This window comes from Paraburkholderia sp. (genome assembly GCF_047605525.1).
Lineage (GTDB): Bacteria > Pseudomonadota > Gammaproteobacteria > Burkholderiales > Burkholderiaceae > Paraburkholderia.
This window is the reverse complement of record NZ_JASGFN010000002.1, coordinates 253,438-271,620: the sequence shown is the minus strand read 5'-3', so window position 1 is coordinate 271,620 and position 18,183 is coordinate 253,438. Positions and strand designations below refer to the sequence as shown.

Genomic DNA, 18,183 nt, shown 5'->3' with positions numbered 1-18,183 from the left:
GCCCACGCGCCTACGCGCATCCGGCCAGCCGGCAAAAAAGAGAGACTCAGGAGACGACGACATGAAACAGCACGCGCAGCGCGTCAAGACGCGCCATATCATTCTCGCGGTCATGTGTCTGATGTACTTCATCTCGTACATCGACCGCGTGAACATCGCGGTCGCGGGACCGCTGATCCGCCACGAAATGGGCCTGAGCGCGGTGCAGCTCGGGCTCGTGTTTTCCGCGTTCGCCTATCCGTACGCGGTCATGCAGATCGTCGGCGGCTGGCTCTCGGACAAGCTCGGCCCCAAGCTCGTACTCACCGTGCTGTCGTTGATCTGGGGCGCGGCGACGCTCGCCACCGGCTTTGCCGGCAGCGTGGCGATGTTGGTGGGGCTGCGCTTCGCGCTCGGCGTCGGCGAGGGCGGGGCGTTTCCCACCGCGACGCGCGCTTTCACGTACTGGATGCCGGTGGGCGAACGCGGTTTCGCGCAGGGCATCACGCACAGCTTCGCGCGCCTGGGCGGCGCCGTCACGCCGCCGCTCGTGCTCGCGGTAGTGGCCACTCGCGGCTGGCGCGACGCGTTCATCCTGCTCGGCATCGTGAGCCTCATGTGGACGGTGCTCTACCTCTGCGTATTCACGAACTCGCCGGAGCAGAACCGGCGCGTCACGCCCGAGGAGACCGCCGAGATCGGTTATCGCCGGGGCGACTGCGACCGCGCGAAACACGCGGCCACGCCGTGGCGCAAGCTCGTGCGGCGCATGTGGCTCGTCACGTTCGTCGACTTCTGCTATGGCTGGCTGCTGTGGGTCTATCTGACCTGGCTGCCGTCGTATCTGAAGGAGTCGCGCGGCTTCGATCTCAAGCAGCTTGCGCTTTTCACGGCGCTGCCGCTGCTGGCCGGCGTGGTGGGCGACACGCTCGGCGGCGTGGTGTCGGACCGGCTCTTCAAGTGGACCGGCCGGCTGCGCTTCGCGCGCTGCGCGGTGCTCGTGGGCGGCATGGGCGGCTCGCTCGCCTTCCTGCTGCCGATGGTGTCGGTCTCCGATCCGATCGTCGCGGTGCTGCTGCTGTGCGCGTCGTTCTTCTTTCTCGAGATCACGAATCCGGTGCTGTGGACGCTGCCGCTCGACATCGCCGGCAAGTACGCCGGCACGGCGGGCGGCATGATGAACACGGGCTTCGGCGTCGCGGGGATGGTCTCGCCGGTCGTGTTCGGCTACCTGATCCAGCACACCGGCAGCTATAACGTGCCGTTCATGATCTCGGCGGGATTGCTGGCGCTAGGCATCATCGCGGCGTTTTTCATCGATACGGCCCGCACGGTCGAGGCCGACGAGGAACGCGAGCGGCGCGAAGGCGCGCAGGAGGCCGGCGCCTTTGCGTTCCTCGACGGCATGCCGACGGTACGGCTCGAACGGCACACGCTGCGGCGGCCGCTGCGCTGGTGGCGCTGAGCCCGGCGGACAACGCGCGGGGCGAAGCCGCGCGGGCAGGCTCTATGCGCCGCCGTCGAGCTTGCGCAGGCGCCAGATGAGACTCGACGTATCGAAGCGGCTGCCGCCGAGGCGCTGCACGTCGCCGTAGAACTGGTCGACGAGCGCGGTGACCGGCAGCGCCGCGCCGTTGCGCTTCGCTTCGTCGAGGCAGAAACCGAGATCCTTGCGCATCCAGTCCACCGCGAAGCCGAAGTCGAACCTGTTGGCCATCATCGTCTTGCCGCGGTTGTCCATCTGCCAGCTCGCGGCGGCGCCCTTGCCGATCACGTCGAGCACGAGCGCCATGTCGAGCCCCGCGTGCTCGCCGAAGTTGATCGCCTCGGAAAGCCCCTGCACGAGGCCGGCGATGCAGATCTGATTGACCATCTTGGCGAGCTGGCCCGCGCCCGCCGGGCCCACCAGCGTCACGGCCGCCGCGTAGTGGGCGAGCGTGGGCTTCGCGCGCTCGAAGGCGGCGGTTTCGCCGCCGCACATGATCGTCAGCTTGCCGTTCTGCGCGCCCGCCTGGCCGCCCGAGACCGGGGCGTCGATGAAATGCAGCCCATGCTCGGCGGCGCGCGCCGAGAGTTCGCGCGCGACGTTCGCGGAGGCGGTCGTATGGTCGGCGAACAGCGCGTCGCGCGCCATGCCGGCGAACGCGCCATCCGCGCCGAGCGTGATGCTGCGCAGGTCGTCGTCGTTGCCGACGCAGGCGAGCACCAGTTCGGCGCCCTCGGCCGCTTCGCGCGGCGTGGCGGCCGCGCGGCCGCCGTATTCGGCGACCCATTGCGCGGCCTTTTCAGCGGTGCGGTTGTAGACCGTGACGTCGAGCCCGGCACGGGCGAGATGACCGGCCATCGGATGGCCCATCACGCCGAGGCCCAGGAACGCGACACGGCGTACCTGATCGGGGGCGGACGAGGTTGAAGATTGACTCACAGTGGCTCCTTGGGGTGGGGTTTGAGGCTGAGGCGGCCTTCATTATCTCAGCTATCGGCGCGGCGCCAGAAGGCGGTTCTCGTGCCGGTTGCGGCGCCCGCGCGCGAAATTGGACTCAACGATAGTGCGCATCTGGCACTAGCCGCGCGTGTTTTTGAGCGCCGATACTCGATACGGCAACGACGGCTCGGCGTGCCTTGCATGGGACCAGGGCAAGGCGCTCAAGACTCACAAGGAGACAAGGATGCTCAGGTATCTGATCGGAATCGGCCTCCCTTTTCTGGGCGTCATCGGCGCGCTGCCGTGGGTGGCCGCGCAGGACCGCTACGTCTTCGGCGTGCCCTTTATCTACGCGTGGATCTTCGCCTGGTTCCTGCTGACCTCCGGATGCCTTCTCGTCTGCTGGCGCTGCTTCGACCGGCATCGCTACGCGAACGGGAACTAGCGCCCGTCAGCCGCGCAGACAGCCTCTGAGCGGCGCCGCCGCTCATTCCACCGTCTCCACCCTGGAGAGCCGCGTATGTCCACATTTGTTTTCTCGCTCCTGATCGCCTTTTCGCTATATCTCGCGATTCGCTCCCGGCGCGGCCACGGCAAGCAGAGCGTGCACGACTTTTTCGTCGCGTCGCGCCAGTTCGGCGTCGCGCTCGTGTTCTTCCTGACGGCCGGCGAGATCTACAGCATCGGCACGATGGTCGGCTTTCCGGGCGGCATCTACGCGAAAGGGCCGACCTATGGCATCTGGTTCCTCGGCTACATCCTGCTGGCCTATCCCATCGGCTATTTCATCGGCCCGCGCATCTGGGAGGTCGGCAAGCAGTACAACGCCATCACGCAGGCGGATCTCTTCAAGGGTCATTACCGCAGCCGCATGCTCGAGCTGATCGTCGCGGGCTCGTCCATCCTGTTCCTGATTCCGTGGGGCGAGTTGCAGTTCACCGGCCTCGCCGCCGCGCTCAAGGGACTCGGCTGGCACGTTCAGCCGGTCTGGCTGATCGTCGTCTGCGCCGCGCTCGCCTTCACCTATATCGCTATCTCCGGCGTGCGCGCCTCCGCCTGGATCGCCGTGCTCAAGGACATCCTGATGCTGCTCGCGATCGTCGTGACGGGCGTGGCCGCCGCGTGGATGGCCGGCGGCACGCACGCGGTCTTCCATGCCGCGAGCCATCAGGTGAGCAACGCGATGACGCCGCCGCAACTGCGCTTCTCCATGAGCACGATGCTGTTCCAGTCGCTCGGCTTCTACATGATGCCGTTCGCGGCGCAGGGCTTCTTCACGGCGCGCGGGCCCAACACGATCCGCCGCACCCAGATCGCGATGCCGCTCTACATGTTGATGTACCCATTTCTCGTGGTGGCCTCGTACTATGCGATCAGTGCGAACCTCAAGCTCGCCTCGCCCAACGACGCCTTCTTCGCGGCCGCCGTCCACCTGCTTCCCGACTGGCTGCTCGGCCTCGTCGCGGCGGGCGCCGCGCTCTCGGGGCTGCTCGTGCTGGCGGGGATCTGTCTCGCGATCGGGCCGATCGTCACGCGCAACCTCATACCGAACCTGCCCGAGGCGCGCCAGAAGCGCACCGCGAAATTCGTGATCGTGGCGTACCTGCTGGTGTCGATCGCCACCACGCTGCTCACGCCGAACCTCATGCTCTCGCTCATCAACACGACCTACTACGGCATCACGCAGTTTTTCCCCGGCATGCTGATCCTGCTCGCCGGGCGCCAGGTGCGGCCGGGCGCGGTGGCGGCCGGCATCGTCTGCGGGCAGGGCCTTGCGATCGTGTGCTACGCGCTGCACATCGGCTTCGGCGGCATCAATCTCGGGCTCGTGTGCCTTGGCGTGAACGTGCTCGTAGTCTTCATGGGGCATATCCTGCTGCGGCCGTCCGGGCGCCGCTATGAGATACCCGATCCGCTTCACCGTCATTCATAGGAGTTGAACCTGTCGATGAATCCGCACGCCTCGTCGCCTTCGTCATCTTCGTCGCTTCAGTCCGGCGATCCGGCCGGCCCGGTCACGGTTTTCGTGGCGCGCCGCATCCTCACGCTCAACCCGGGCCAGCCGCACGCGACGCACGTGGCCGTGCGCGACGGCCGCATTCTGGCGGTGGGCACGAGCGAGGACGCCGCGCGGTGGGACGCGCAATTCGGCCTCTGCGCACGGGACGACACGCTGCGCGACAAGGTGCTGATGCCCGGACTCGTGGAAGGGCACTGCCACCTGATGGAAGGCGCGGTATGGGATGCGGTCTACTTGGGCTACTACGACCGGCGCGGCCCGGACGGCACGCTGTGGCGCGGCCTGCGCACGCTCGACGCGGTGCTCGAACGTCTCCGCGAAGCCGAACGCGCGATGACCGACGACGGGCCGCTGCTCGCATGGGGCTTCGATCCGATCTACTTCGGCGCGGCACGCCTGACGACGCGCGAACTGGACACGGTCTCGGCGCGCCGCCCGATCGCGATCCTCCATGCGAGCGTGCATTTGATGAACGTGAATGGCGCGATGCTCGCGCTCGCCGGCATCGACGAGGACACCGACGTCGACGGCATCGCGCGCGACGCGCAAGGGCAGCCCACGGGTGAGCTGCAGGAGTTCGCGGCGATGTTCCCGGTCTACCAGGTGATCGGCGGCAAGCTCGCGATCGCGGCCGGCGAAAAGCCGCACGCGGTCTGGAATTTCGGCCGCATCGCGCAGCTCGCGGGGGTGACGACGGCGACCGATCTCGTGAACGATCTGTCGCCCGAGGGCAACCGCACCTTGCACGGCGTCACCGCCGACCCCGACTACCCGGTGCGCATCGTGCCCGCGTTCGCGCCGCAGCGTAATCCCGCGCAAAGCCCGGCCGGCGTGCTGGAGGCGCTGGCGGGCAACACCGACAAGCTGCGCTTCGGGCCGGTGAAGTTCATCGTCGATGGATCGATCCAGGGCTTCACCGCGCGGGTGCGCTGGCCCGGCTATGCGGGCGGGCAGCCCAACGGCCTGTGGCTGATTCCGCCCGCGCAACTGGTCGAGGTGTTCGAGCCGTACCATTGCGCGGGGCTGCAACTGCATATCCACACGAACGGCGACGAAGCGACCGAGGTCGTGCTCGACGCGCTCGCGACGCTTCTCGCGCGGCATCCGCGGCCCGATCACCGCCACACGCTGCAGCACTGCCAGATGGCGGACGCGGCGCAATTGCGGCGCATCCGCGCACTGGGCCTGTGCGTGAACCTGTTCGCGAACCACCTTTACTACTGGGGCGATGCGCACTACAGCCAGACCATCGGTCCGGACCGCGCGAACCGCATGGACCCGGCCGGCTCGGCGCAACGCATGGGGATTCCGTTCGCGCTGCATTCGGACGCGCCCATCACGGCGTTGAGCCCGCTTTTCACCGCCTGGTGCGCGGTGCGGCGCGAGACGGCGTCGGGGCGCGTGCTGGGCGAGGCGGAGCGGCTCACCGTTGCGGAGGCGCTGCACGCGATCACGCTCGGCGCCGCGTACACGCTGCGTCTCGATCATCTGATCGGTAGCATCGAGGTGGGCAAGTTCGCCGATTTCGCGGTGCTCGACGCCGACCCGAGCACCTGTGCGCCCGAGCGTCTGAAGGACGTGCCGGTGTGGGGCACGGTGCTCGGCGGACGCATCATGCGCGCGCCGCAATGAACACTGCTGTCACGCCGCCGGCAGTGCGCGCGCCGATCGACCTCGCGGTGATCGGCGGCTACCTCGGCGCGGGCAAGACCACGGTGCTCAACCATCTGCTGGCGGCGCCGCATGGCAAGCGCATTGCGGTGCTCGTCAACGACTTCGGCGCCGTGAACATCGACGCGCGGCTCGTGCGCGCGCGCAGCGACGACGTGATCGAGCTCGACAACGGCTGCATCTGCTGCACGATCGGCGGCGCGCTCGTCGATGCCCTCGCGCGCGTCGCCGCGCGCGAGGAGCGGCCGGACCTTCTGCTGATCGAGGCGAGCGGCGTGTCGGATCCGGCGAAGATCGCCCAGGTGGGCCTGCTCGACGGCGCGTTTCGTCTCACGGCGGTGCTCGTGGTCGTGGATGCGCCGGAGCTCGTGCGCACGCTCGTCGATCCGCTCGTCGGCGCGATGGCACAGCAGCAGATCGAAAGCGCGAGCGCGGTGATCGTCACGAAACTCGACCTGATCGCGCCCGAGGCGCGCGAGCGCGCGGTCTCGGACGTGCGCGCGCTCGCGGCCACCGACATCGTCGTGGCCGCGGATCATGGGCGCGTGCCGCTCGCGCTGCTGTTCGACGCGAGCGTTCCGCCAACCCGCGCGCTCGCCGATGCCGCCCGCTGGCAGCACCGGCCTGTCGGTTCGGGGGCGGGCGCGTTTCCCACCTTCGCGAGCGTGACGCTCGCCGCGCCCGACGTGCTGGACAAGCCGCGCCTGCGTGCGTGGCTCAAGGCGCTGCCGCGCACGATCCTGCGCGCGAAGGGCTTCGTGCGCGTGGTGGATGCACAGGGCTGCGTGAGCACGCGCGTGTGCCAGGTCGCGGCGCGCCGTCTGCGCCTGACGCCGCCCACGCAGGGTGAGCATGCAGGCGAAGCGGCAGAGGGCGTGATCGTCTTCATCGGATTCATCGATACGGAAACCGAAGCGATGCTGCGCGACGGATTGCTCGCGTGCCGCGCCCATGCCGCCGGGTAGCGAGCGCGGTATCGAACGTCCGCACCCTCACGAACGACGACGACTCATCGCATCCCGCTCATGGCGAGGCGCCGCGAATGATGCCGGCGGCCCACCCACGCGGCCGAGAGCGCGCTTATGAGACCCGCGAACATCGTATAGACGCAGATCAGCCACGGATCCCCGCCGTTGCGTTGCAAGAGCCACGTCGCGATGATCGGGCTGATGCCGCTCGCGAAGATGCCGGAAAACTGATAGACGAACGAGATGCCGGAGTAGCGCACGTTCGCGTCGAACAGCTCCGCGAAGAGCGCCGCCTCGGGCCCGTAGACGGAAGCGTAGATGACGCCGAGCGGAATGATCACCGCGATCCACACGAGCGCGGGCGAGCCGCCGCTGTGCTTCATGAGCCAGAAGCCGAAGAACGACGAAAAACCGGTGAAGAGCGATCCCCAGAAGTAGATGCGCGTTCTGCCGATGCGATCCGACAGGCGGCCGAAGAACGGGATCGTGAAGATCATCGTGAAGGCGGCGGCCATGACCGCGAGCAGCGCGTCGGTGCGCGAGAGCTTGATCGTCTGCGTGAGGTAGGCGATCGTGAAGACGGCGAACACGTTGAAGAACACGCCGTCGATGAAGCGCGCGCCCATGCCCGCGAGCACGTTGCCGGGATAGCGTGCGAGCACTTCGGCGATCGGCACGCGGATTTCGGCGCCTTCCTGCTTTACGCGTTCGAACTCGGGCGTTTCCAGCACGCGCAGGCGGATATACATGCCGATCACCACGAGCGCGAAGGAGAGGAAGAACGCAAGGCGCCAGCCCCACGCGAGAAACTGCTCGTTGCTGAGCAGCGACGAAAGGACCGCGACCACGCCCGATGCGAGGCATAGCCCGATCGCGAGGCCGATCTGCGGAATGCTCGCATAGAAGCCTCGCTTGCCCTCGGGCGCGTACTCGAACGCCATCAGCACGGCGCCGCCCCACTCGCCGCCGAGGCCCAGGCCTTGCGCGATGCGCAGGATGAGCAGGAGCGCGGGCGCCCACAGGCCGATCCGCGCATAGGTCGGCACCGCGCCGATCAGCACGGTGGCGACGCCCATGATCGAGAGCGTCAGGATCAGCATGCTCTTGCGGCCGAGCCTATCGCCGAAGTGGCCGAAGACGATGCCGCCGAGCGGACGGCTCAGAAATCCTACCGCGAAGGTGCCGTAGGCGAGCATCGTCGAAATGAGGGGATCGCCGCTCGGGAAATACAGCTTGTTGAAGACGATGCCGGCGACGACGCCGTAGAGAAAGAAGTCGTACCACTCGATGGTCGCGCCGATCAGGCTCGCGACGACCACGCGCCTCATCTGCCGGGCGTCGGTGCGGGGCAATGCGTTCATGGCTGTCTCCTTGAGGGGCGCGCCTCGCATGGCGCGGTTCCCTGAAAAGCTGATGTTTTCGTGGATGTCTTTTATTTGCTGCGTGTCCTTGCTGTCCTGCATGTGCTGCTGCATGTACTGCATGAACCCCGGCGCGCTCGCGTCAGGGGTGTGCCTCGGCGTACTCCCGTTGCGGCCGGGCGAGCGCCGAGTGGTCCTCGAGAATCATGTCGGCGGCCTTCTCGGCGATCATGATCACGGGGGCGTTCGTGTTGCCGGAGACGAGCTCCGGCATGATCGACGCATCGACCACGCGCAGCGCGGCGAGGCCATGCACGTTGAGCCGGTCGTCGACGACGGCCGTCGCGTCGTGGCCCATCCTGCAGGTTCCGGCGGGGTGATAGATGGACTGGCTGAAGCGGCGCGCCGCGTCCAGCAATTCGGTGTCGCTCTGATACTGGGCGCCCGGCACGAACTCGGACACGATGTGCGGCGCAAGCGACGGCGCGGCGGCGATGCGGCGCGCGACCCGAATGCCGCCGATCACGACCGGATGGTCGCGCGGATCGGACAGATAGTTGGCGCGAATAGCGGGATACTCGAACGGGTCGGCCGAGCGGATTTCGACGCTGCCCCGGCTATACGGCCTGAGCTGGCAGACCGACGCGGTGAATGCCGAGAACGGATGTGCGCCGTGGCCGGGTTTGTCGGCGCTCAGCGGCTGCATGTGGAACTGGATGTCCGGGCGCTCGACCGCGGGGTTCGAGCGCGTGAAGATCGCCACCTGGCTCGCGGCCAGCGTGAGCGGCCCGGTGCGCCAGAGCGCGTATTGCAGCCCGATCCACGCCTTGCGCAGCGGATGGTTGACCTCGTCGTTGAGCGTGCGTTCGCGCGTGCGGAACACGAGCCGCACTTGGAGATGGTCCTGCAGGTTCTGACCGACGCCCGGCAGATCGTGCAGCACGGGCACGCCGGCATTGCGCAATACCTGCGCGGGGCCAATGCCGGAGTGCTGAAGAATCTGCGGCGAGCCGATCGCGCCGGAAGCGAGAATGACCTCGACGCGCGCCCGCGCGCGCTTGTGCACGCCGTCCTGCAAATACTCCACGCCCACCGCGCGGCGTCCTTCGAACAGGATCCGGCTTGCCTGCGCCCGCGTTTCCACGATCAGATTGCTACGTTTGCGCGCGGGTTTGAGAAAGCCCTTCGCGGTACTCCACCGAAAGCCCTTGTACGCCGTTTGCTGGAAGTAGCCGACGCCTTCCTGGACCGCGCCGTTGTAGTCGTCATTGAGCGGGATGCCGATGTCCTGCGCGGCCGCGATGAAATGATCGGCGATGGGCCGGCGCAAGCGCAGATCGGAAACCTTCAGCGGGCCGCCCACGCCGTGCCACGCGTTCGCGCCGCGCTCCTGATCCTCGGACTTCCTGAAAAAGGGAAGAACCTCGGCATAACTCCAGCCGCGATTGCCGAGTGCCGCCCAGCGATCGTAATCCTCACGCTGTCCGCGCACGTAGAGCAGGCCGTTGAGCGAGCTCGAGCCGCCGAGCACCTTGCCGCGCGGCCAGTCGATCTGCCGGCCGGCCACGCCTTCGTCCGGCTCGGTGCGATAGCACCAGTCGAGCGCCGGGTCGTGCATGGTCTTGAAGTAACCGACCGGCACGTGGATCCACGGATTGCTGTCCTCGCCGCCCGCTTCGAGCAGCAGCACGGCGTTGCGCGCGTCGGCGCTCAGCCGGTTGGCGAGCACGCAACCGGCCGATCCGGCGCCGACGATCAGGTAGTCGACCTCGTGATCCATGAATCCCGTCTCCTCGAAATCCAGCCGCGGCATAACGTGCCGCCTTTTCGGATCAATGTCGGGGATGGGGAGACCGACCGCAAGCGCCGATCATGCGCGCGGGCCGAAAGTGAAACGGAAACTGCGGAAACGGAATCAGAAGTGCGCGGCGAAGGGCGGGTGCGTCAACGTCAGGCCAACGACAGTCCCTGGAGCAGCGGGGCGAGCCTGCTCGCCGTTTGCTTCATGTGGCCCACGGATTCCAGCAGGTCCTCGAGGGTGGCGCGCGCGGTGGGGGCATGCACGGCAAGCGCGGCGAGCACGCGTTTGCTGCCGGGGTCGCGCACCGGCACCGCGATCGCGACCATGCCGCGTATGAACTCTTCGTTGTCGATGCCGATGCCGCGCACCGCGAGCTTTTCGAGCTCGGCCGCGAGCGCCGTCGGGGCAGTCAGGGTGCGGGGCGTCATCTTCGTCAGCACGAGGTGTTCGAGCAGCGCGTTGCGCTCGAGCACCGTCATCTGCGAGAGAAAGAGCTTGCCGCTCGCGGTGCAGTGCAGCGGAACGTGCATGCCCGGACGCATCTCCATGCGCAACGGCTCCGTCGTCTCGACGCGCTCGATGTAGAGCACGCGGTCGCCGTCGAGCGCGGTGAGATTGCAGGTTTCGCCGAGCACTTCGACGAGCGTGCGCAGCAGCACGCGGCACGAGCGCGTGAAGGTGTTGTTGGCGAGCGTGGCGAGCGCGAGATGCGCGGCGCGCGGGCCGAGCGCGATGCTGCGGTCGTGGCCGCGCGAATCGGGCATGTGGATCACGTAGCCGTGCGTTTCCAGCGAATCGATGAGCCGCAGAAGCGTCGCCTTCGGAATATGCAGCCGCGCGGACAACTGCGACAGCGTGTACGGATGACCCGCCGACGCCAACTGTTCGAGCACCACGAGCGCGCGCAGCACGCGGGCGTCGTCCGCCGCCGATTCTTCGCGCGGCGCGGGGGCGTCGTGTTGCGTGGTGCCATGCGGTGTCTTTCGCGCTGTCTCTCGCGCTGTGTCGCGCATCGGTCTCCTCCCTGAGGGGCATATCACTGAATCCGGCATGTGGGGAAATGAAACGAATTGTTCGACTTTCCCGATACGTTTCAGTATCGACGGAAAGTTCAGAGGGGTCCGTAGCGGATTACCCCGATACGTCGTGCAAATCCGCATGAAACGTCGTGCTGTACCAGTCGATACCAGGCCACTGGATCTACCTGCGCAATTCTGGTCTGCCTAGAATTTTTTCCAATGGTGCGTCAAAGCAATACGAAAGGAGACAGACATGACGAACAGGCAGTCGGCAGGAACCGCTCTCGCAACGGCCCGGGCAACCGTCTTCACGAAGCCTGTGGAGCATTGATCATGGGATACAGCACAGTCGATCCTGCCACCGCCGGTTTTGCCGCAAGCGGCTCCGGTTCCACGAAATACGACCCCACCTACGATCCGCTCGTGTCGCCGGGGCCAGGGCAAGGCAAGGACTATGCGCCGACCTACTGGGTTGCGACGGCGGGCAGCCCGCCGCCGGACGACGGCCCGGTCACGAAAGACCTCGACGTCGATGTCGCGATCATCGGCGCGGGCTATACGGGGCTCGCCACCGCGCTGTGCCTCGCGCGCGAGCACGGCATCAAGGCGGTGGTGCTGGAGGCGAACCGCACGAGCTGGGGCTGCAGCAGCCGCAATGGCGGACAGGGGCAGAACGCCTCGGGACGCCTGTCGCGCTCGCAGTGGATCGAGCGTTGGGGCAAGGACGTCGCCCTCAAAATGCACGACGAGATCCAGCAGGGCTTCGATCACTTCAAGGAACTCGTCGCCGAAATCGATTGCGATCCGCAGCCGGGCGGCCACTTCCTGATCGCGCACCGGCCGCGCATCATGGCGAAGCTCGCCGAGGAGGCGAAGGTCTGGAAGGACGTTTTCGGCTACCCGTCGGAGCTGTTGAGCGCGCAGACGTTCCGCCGCGAATTCATCGACGATCACGAGGCGGCCGGCGCGCTGCACGAGCCCGAAGGGATCGGCGTGCACGCGCTGAAACTCGCGTTCGGCTATCTGCGCCTCGCGCGCGCGGCCGGCGCGAAGGTCTACACGAGCAGCCCGGTAATGGGATGGGAGACCATCAACGGCGTCCATCATCTGCGCACGCCGGGCGGCGTCGTGCGCGCGCGCGCGGTGGGCATCGCGACCGGCGCGTACACGGCGCAGACGCTGCATCCGTTGCTGCGCAGCAAGGTCATGCCGATCCTCTCGAACTCGATGGTCACGCGCCCGCTCACCGAGGCCGAAATCGCCGCCTGCGGCTTTCGCACGACCCAGGTGCTCACGGACACGCGCACGCTGCGCTTTTACTATCGCTTCCTGCCCGATGGCCGGCTGCAGATCGGCAGCCGCAGCGCGATCACCGGCGAGGATGCGCCGAATCCGCGCCATCTCGATCTGCTCAAGGAAGGCATGGCGCGCAAGTTCCCGGCGCTGCGCGGCGTGCAGATCGACTACTCGTGGTGGGGCTGGGTGGACGTGAGCCACGACATGATGCCGCGCGTGTGCCAGCCCGACCCCGGGCAAACGGTGTTCTACGCGCTCGGCTACGGCGGCAACGGCGTGTCGTATTCGCAGCAGGCCGGCCGGCGGCTGGCCGAGCGCATCGCCGGCAAGGGCGCGCAGCACACGCTGCCGATCTTCACCACGCCGCTGCCCGGCCACCCGTTCGCGCCGTTCAGGCGCATCGGTCAGCGCATGTTGTATTTGCAATACTTCAGGCGCGACGAGAAGCCCTGAGAATCGACCCCGTCCTGGCGGCCGGACCATCTTCGCGTGTCCGCTCCGGCCGCCAGGGCCGTCAGCCGCCGATCCGTTCGGATCATGAAGCGAAGCGCGACCGGCAGCAGTCAACAGCCGTCGTGACGACGGGCGTGCGCGCCGGCCACGTCGCGCACCCATGCAAAACCCGGATCTGAATCTGAGGAAGTGACATGCAAGCACCGATGGACAACCGTGAACTGAAGTGTGGGCTCAAGCAACGCCATATGACGATGATCGCGCTAGGCGGCGTGATCGGCGCCGGCCTCTTCGTCGGCAGCGGCGTCGTGATCCAGCAGACAGGGCCCGCCGCGGTGCTGTCGTTTCTCATCACCGGCGGCCTCGTCGTGCTGGTGATGCGCATGCTCGGCGAAATGGCGTGCGCGATGCCCACGGTCGGTTCGTTCTATGAATATGCGCGGCTCGCGTTCGCCACCTGGCGCGGGCCGGGCAAGCTGGCGGGCTTCGTCACGGGCTGGATGTACTGGTATTTCTGGGTGATCGTGGTCGCCGTCGAGGCGGTGGCGGGCGCCAAGCTCGTGCAGTTCTGGCTACCCGACGTGCCCGGCTGGATCATCAGTCTCGTGCTGCTCGTGCTGCTGAGCGCGACCAACCTGATTTCGGTGGGCAGCTACGGCGAGTTCGAATTCTGGTTCTCGTCGATCAAGGTGGCGGCGATCATCGTTTTCCTGTTTCTCGGCGGGCTCTACGTGCTCGGGCTGTGGCCGTCGTCGCTGCACACGAGTGCCGTATTGCCGACGCTGCTCGGTCATGGCGGCCTGATGCCGAAGGGCATCGGGCCGGTGTTGAGCGGCGCCGTCGCGGCAACCGGCTTTTACTTCGGCGCGGAGATCGTCACGATCGCCGCGGCCGAGGCGCGCGAGCCCGCCAGGGCCGTCGCGAAGGCCACCAACTCCGTGATCACGCGCGTGCTCGTGTTTTATGTGGGTTCCGTGCTGCTCGTGGTCGCGCTCGTGCCGTGGAATTCACCAAAGATGGCGACGCCCTATGTCAGCGCGCTCGAAGTGATGGGCTTGCCCGCCGCCGCGAACATCATGAACGCGATCGTGCTGACCGCCGTCCTTTCGGCGCTCAACTCGGGGCTCTACGCGGCATCGCGCATGCTGTTCGCGCTGACCCGCCACGGCGACGCGCCGGCGGCGCTCGCGAAGGTGAACCGCCGCGGCGTGCCAGTGCGCGCGATCCTGCTCGGCACCGTGTTCGGCTATGTGTCGGTCGTGATGTCGTACGTGTCGCCCGATACGGTGTTCGCATTCCTCGTCAACTCGTATGGCACGGTCGCCATTTTTGTCTATCTGCTGATCGCCTTCTCGCAACTGCGTTTGCGCCGGCGCCTCGAGCCGGCCGAGGTCGGCGAGCTGCGCGTGAAGATGTGGTGTTTCCCCTACCTCACGTGGGTCGCGATTGCGGGCATGGTGAGCATTCTCGTCGCGATGGCGTTCATCCCCGAGCAACGCAAGCCGCTCTGGCTCGGCGTCGCGAGCCTCGCCGTGCTGCTCGTCGCCTATGCATGGCTGCGGCGCCGTGCCCGCATCCGTGCCCGTGCCCGCGAGTACGCGCCCAGTTTCGCGACGTGGCCGCCCACCGCCGCGAGCGGGACGGGCGCGGGCCGCTTCGGCGAATGAGGCCGATGAATGAAACCGATGAATGTGGTCCTGGGTGAGCCGGCGGTCGAACCGCCCGCATGCGACGATGAAAGCGAAAAGGAGAACGCGATGACGACGGAATGCGCGATGCAGGGACCGGACCGCATGGTGTCGGTGCGCGAGCGCTTCGGCTTCGATTCGAACCTGATGGTGCCGGCTTTCAGCGAGCGCGACGCGCACGTGCCGGACCTCGACGACGCTTATCGCTTCAACCCGGAAGTGACGCTCGCGATCCTCGCCGGCTTCACGCGCAACCGGCGCGTGATGGTGCAGGGCTTGCACGGCACGGGCAAGTCCACGCATATCGAACAGGTCGCCGCGCGCCTGAACTGGCCCTGCGTGCGCGTGAATCTCGACGGCCATATCAGCCGGCTCGATCTGGTCGGCAAGGACGCCATCGTGGTGCGCGACGGCCGCCAGGTCACCGAGTTTCAGGAGGGCATCGTGCCGTGGGCGCTGCAGCGTCCGGTCGCGCTGATCTTCGACGAATACGACGCGGGCCGTCCCGACGTGATGTTCGTGATCCAGCGCATCCTCGAGCGCGACGGCAGCTTCACGCTGCTCGACCAGAACCGCGTGATCCGTCCGCACGCGCACTTTCGCCTCTTCGCGACCACCAACACGGTCGGGCTCGGCAATCTCAACGGCCTCTATCACGGCACGCAGATGCTGAACCACGCGCAGATGGACCGCTGGAACGTGGTCGCCACCCTCAATTACCTGCCGCGCGAGGAAGAGGCCGGCATCGTGCTCGCCCGCGTGCCGGAGATGGCCGACGCGGCGGGCCGGCAATGCGTCGATTCGATGATCAGCATGGCGGCGCTCACGCGCAAAGGTTTCGCGAGCGGCGATCTTTCCACGCTGATGTCGCCGCGCACGGTCATCGACTGGGCCGAGAACTGCCAGATTTTCCGCGATCCCGCGCTGGCGTTCCGGCTCACGTTCCTGAACAAGTGCGACGACGCGGAGCGGCCGATCGTCGCCGAGTATTACCAGCGCTGCTTTGGCGTCGAGCTGGACGCCGCGTCCACCGCGACGGACGGCGACGGCGGCGACACGCCGGGGCCGCGCGCGTGACACCGACGCGCGAAGCCGTGCGCGCCGCGCTGCGGCGAGAGGCGCTGTGCGCGGCGGCCGTGCGCGCGCTCACCGGTGACGCCGCGCTGCACTATCGCGGCGGCCGGCTTTGCCGCGAGTCGCGGCCTTTGCCGCTTTACGCGCCGCATCTGCGCGGCAACGTCCAGGAGGACGACTTCGCGTCGCAGCGCGGCGGCGCCGACGCCGCCGCGCTGCGGCTCATTCATTCCGACGCGGCGTTGCACCGGCTGCTGTGTCCCGACGCGCCGGTCGAGCGTCTGCTGTTCGAGCTGTTCGAACAGGTGCGCTGCGAGGCGTGCCTGCCGGCCGGCATGCCGGGACTCGCGCAGAACCTGCGGCATCGCTTCGATACGTGGTCGCGTGCCTATTGCCGGGCGGGCTTGAGCGAAAGCCATCTCGGCATCCTGCTCTATACGGTCGCGCAGATCGTGTGGTCGCGCGTGACAGGCTGGCCCGTGCTCGACGAGACCGAGGATCTGATCGAGGCGACGCGCGCCGGCATCGGGCCGGCGATCGGCGTGCAGCTCGCCGGGCTGCGCGCCAGTCGCGCGGACCAGCGCGCGTACGCGGTGCACGCGCGCGAGCTGGCGCGCCGCGTCGCGGCGATGCTCGACGGCGCCCGCGCGGCCCGCGCCCGCGACGACGCCGAAGAGGCCCGCGAGCCCGACGATGCGTTGACATCGTTCTCGCTATGGGTCGATTTCGACGAGCAGAGCGTCGATCTGCCGGCGCTCGCGCAAAGCGGCGAGAGCCGCGTGCTGGCCGACGCGGCGGATGGCTATCGCGCGTACACGACGCAGTACGACCGCGAGATCCGTCCCGCCACGCGCGTGCGCGAGGCGCTGCTGCGCGAGTACCGGGAGCGGCTCGACGAGCGCATCGCCGCGTGCGGCATCAACGTCGCGCGGCTCGCGCGCGTGCTGCAACTGGCGATCGCGGTACCACAGCGTGACGGCTGGCTCTTTGGCGAGGAGGACGGCCGCATCGACGGCCGACGCCTCGCGCAGGTCGTCAGTTCGCCCGCCGAGCGGCGCGTGTTCAGGCGCGAGCGGCTACAGCCGCGCAGCGACTGCGTGGTCGGCTTCCTGATCGATTGCTCGGGGTCGATGAAGGCGCATATCGAATCCGTGTCGATGATGGTCGATCTGCTCGCGCGCGCGTGCGAGCAGGCGGGCATCGCGACCGAAGTGCTCGGCTTCACGACGCTCGCCTGGAACGGCGGCCGTGCGCGGGCGGACTGGCTCGCGGGCGGGCGGCCGCCGCATCCGGGGCGCCTGAACGAGACCTGCCACATGGTGTTCAAGTCCGCCGACGAGAGCTGGCGGCGCACTCGCCAGGCCATCGCGGCGCTCCTCAAGTCCGACCTGTTTCGCGAGGGCGTGGACGGGGAGGCCGTCGATTGGGCGTGCGCGCGGCTCGCGAGCCGCGCCGACGCGCGACGCATTCTCGTCGTGATCTCGGACGGCAGCCCAATGGACACGGCAACGGCGCAGACGAACGATGCCTTCTATCTCGACAATCACCTGAAGGAGGTGGTGGCGCGCCACGAGGCGATGCGTGACGTCGATGTGATCGGGCTGGGCGTCGGGCTCGACCTCAGTCCGTACTACCGGCATTGTGTTGCGCTCGACGCCGGCGCGCCGCCCGACATGAAGCGGTTGATCGATCTCGCGAGATGGATCGGGGCGCGGCGATAGCGGAAAAATGGGGCGCTGAAATAAAAGGCTTTTTCACTGTGATGCGATCTTTTCGTTCGCGGCAAGGCACGGCGAAAACCAGGGCCGGGCGCATTTGCGAACTCATTTGATAACAGTTGATAAGCGTTATAGATATCAAATTGGCTCGATTACCTGGAGGACTTGGCCATGATTAGCGCAGACTTGGGGCAGCAACTCGAGGGCTACATCACGAAGTTGGTTGAAACTGGTCGCTATGGCTCGAAAAGCGAAGTCCTACGCGAAGGCGTGCGACTGATTCAGGACCGCGAGACGCAGCTTGCCGCGCTGGATGCGGTGATAGAGCGCGGCATCGCCGATTCCGATGCTGGCCGAGGGGAGCCAGCCGGGGAAGTGCTCGACCAGCTCGAAGCCAGGTATCAGGCAATGGTGGACCGCAAGGCATGATCGTTCGCATACATAGCCCGGGATAATCCACGCCGCGCCGTGAGCTTCGTTCGTGAGTTGCGCGACAAATGCCTGAGCCTCGCGGAAATACCCTTCGCTTTCCCACTCGTGCCGCGCTATGAAGATCGAGGCGTGCGGCACCGGGCTCACGGCCGTTACCAGATTTTCTACCGCGTCGTCGGAGAGCCTGAGCGCATCGACGTTAATCAAGTGCTCGCGGCAGTTTCTTTCTGATTGCGCGATTTATCCGCGTAAGCGACGCGTGGTGGCGTCATGTGCGA

15 protein-coding genes are annotated in these 18,183 nt (G+C 67.2%); 11 read left to right on the top strand and 4 right to left on the bottom strand.

What is annotated here, in order from left to right:
* Positions 1-61: 61 nt before the first annotated feature.
* Positions 62-1,444, top strand: a complete 1,383-nt coding sequence (locus QM685_RS03575; protein ID WP_415112787.1) for an MFS transporter — start codon at positions 62-64, stop codon at positions 1,442-1,444.
* 42 nt (positions 1,445-1,486) lie between these two features.
* Here QM685_RS03575 and QM685_RS03570 read toward each other — a convergent pair whose 3' ends face one another.
* Entirely contained in the window at positions 1,487-2,404 is a 918-nt protein-coding gene (locus QM685_RS03570) for an NAD(P)-dependent oxidoreductase (protein WP_415112785.1), read from the bottom strand.
* Positions 2,405-2,648: 244 nt separating this feature from the next.
* On the opposite strand from QM685_RS03570, the gene QM685_RS03565 reads away from it, so the two are divergent.
* From QM685_RS03565 to QM685_RS03550, 4 genes are all read left to right on the top strand, one after another.
* Positions 2,649-2,849, top strand: a complete 201-nt coding sequence (locus tag QM685_RS03565) for a DUF3311 domain-containing protein (protein WP_415113108.1) — start codon at positions 2,649-2,651, stop codon at positions 2,847-2,849.
* A gap of 75 nt (positions 2,850-2,924) precedes the next feature.
* Entirely contained in the window at positions 2,925-4,337 is a 1,413-nt protein-coding gene (locus tag QM685_RS03560; protein ID WP_415112783.1) for a sodium:solute symporter family protein, read from the top strand.
* Positions 4,338-4,352: 15 nt separating this feature from the next.
* Positions 4,353-6,056, top strand: a complete 1,704-nt coding sequence (locus QM685_RS03555) for an amidohydrolase (RefSeq protein WP_415112781.1) — start codon at positions 4,353-4,355, stop codon at positions 6,054-6,056.
* Positions 6,053-7,060 (top strand): CobW family GTP-binding protein, encoded by a 1,008-nt coding sequence (locus QM685_RS03550; RefSeq protein ID WP_415112779.1) that lies wholly within the window; start codon positions 6,053-6,055, stop codon positions 7,058-7,060. Before QM685_RS03555 ends, QM685_RS03550 begins: the two co-directional genes overlap by 4 nt.
* A gap of 44 nt (positions 7,061-7,104) precedes the next feature.
* Here QM685_RS03550 and QM685_RS03545 read toward each other — a convergent pair whose 3' ends face one another.
* The 3 genes from QM685_RS03545 to QM685_RS03535 all read right to left on the bottom strand — a co-directional run bounded on the left by QM685_RS03545 (position 7,105) and on the right by QM685_RS03535 (position 11,238).
* Positions 7,105-8,424 carry an MFS transporter gene (locus QM685_RS03545; RefSeq protein WP_415112777.1) on the bottom strand — a complete coding sequence of 440 codons (1,320 nt, stop codon included), beginning with the start codon at positions 8,422-8,424 and terminating at the stop codon, positions 7,105-7,107.
* A gap of 142 nt (positions 8,425-8,566) precedes the next feature.
* A complete protein-coding gene (locus tag QM685_RS03540) occupies positions 8,567-10,204 on the bottom strand; it encodes a GMC family oxidoreductase (RefSeq protein WP_415112775.1) in 1,638 nt (545 codons plus the stop codon).
* Between the two features lie 170 nt (positions 10,205-10,374).
* Entirely contained in the window at positions 10,375-11,238 is an 864-nt protein-coding gene (locus QM685_RS03535; protein ID WP_415112773.1) for an IclR family transcriptional regulator, read from the bottom strand.
* 339 nt (positions 11,239-11,577) lie between these two features.
* Between QM685_RS03535 and QM685_RS03530 the strand changes: the two genes are divergently transcribed.
* The 6 genes from QM685_RS03530 (at position 11,578) to QM685_RS03505 (ending at position 18,136) form a co-directional block, all read left to right on the top strand.
* Positions 11,578-12,993, top strand: a complete 1,416-nt coding sequence (locus tag QM685_RS03530) for an NAD(P)/FAD-dependent oxidoreductase (protein ID WP_415112771.1) — start codon at positions 11,578-11,580, stop codon at positions 12,991-12,993.
* A gap of 206 nt (positions 12,994-13,199) precedes the next feature.
* Complete coding sequence (locus tag QM685_RS03525; RefSeq protein WP_415113106.1) at positions 13,200-14,660, top strand: amino acid permease; 1,461 nt, start codon at positions 13,200-13,202, stop codon at positions 14,658-14,660.
* Positions 14,661-14,768: 108 nt separating this feature from the next.
* Positions 14,769-15,758: an AAA family ATPase gene (locus tag QM685_RS03520; protein ID WP_415113104.1), complete on the top strand. Its 990-nt coding sequence runs from the start codon at positions 14,769-14,771 to the stop codon at positions 15,756-15,758.
* A complete protein-coding gene (locus QM685_RS03515) occupies positions 15,755-17,476 on the top strand; it encodes a cobaltochelatase CobT-related protein (protein ID WP_415112769.1) in 1,722 nt (573 codons plus the stop codon). Before QM685_RS03520 ends, QM685_RS03515 begins: the two co-directional genes overlap by 4 nt.
* A gap of 168 nt (positions 17,477-17,644) precedes the next feature.
* The gene (locus QM685_RS03510) at positions 17,645-17,902 is read left to right on the top strand and encodes a type II toxin-antitoxin system ParD family antitoxin (protein WP_415112767.1); all 258 of its coding nucleotides are present in this window, start codon (positions 17,645-17,647) and stop codon (positions 17,900-17,902) included.
* 39 nt (positions 17,903-17,941) lie between these two features.
* Complete coding sequence (locus QM685_RS03505; protein WP_415112765.1) at positions 17,942-18,136, top strand: type II toxin-antitoxin system RelE/ParE family toxin; 195 nt, start codon at positions 17,942-17,944, stop codon at positions 18,134-18,136.
* Positions 18,137-18,183: the final 47 nt, after the last annotated feature.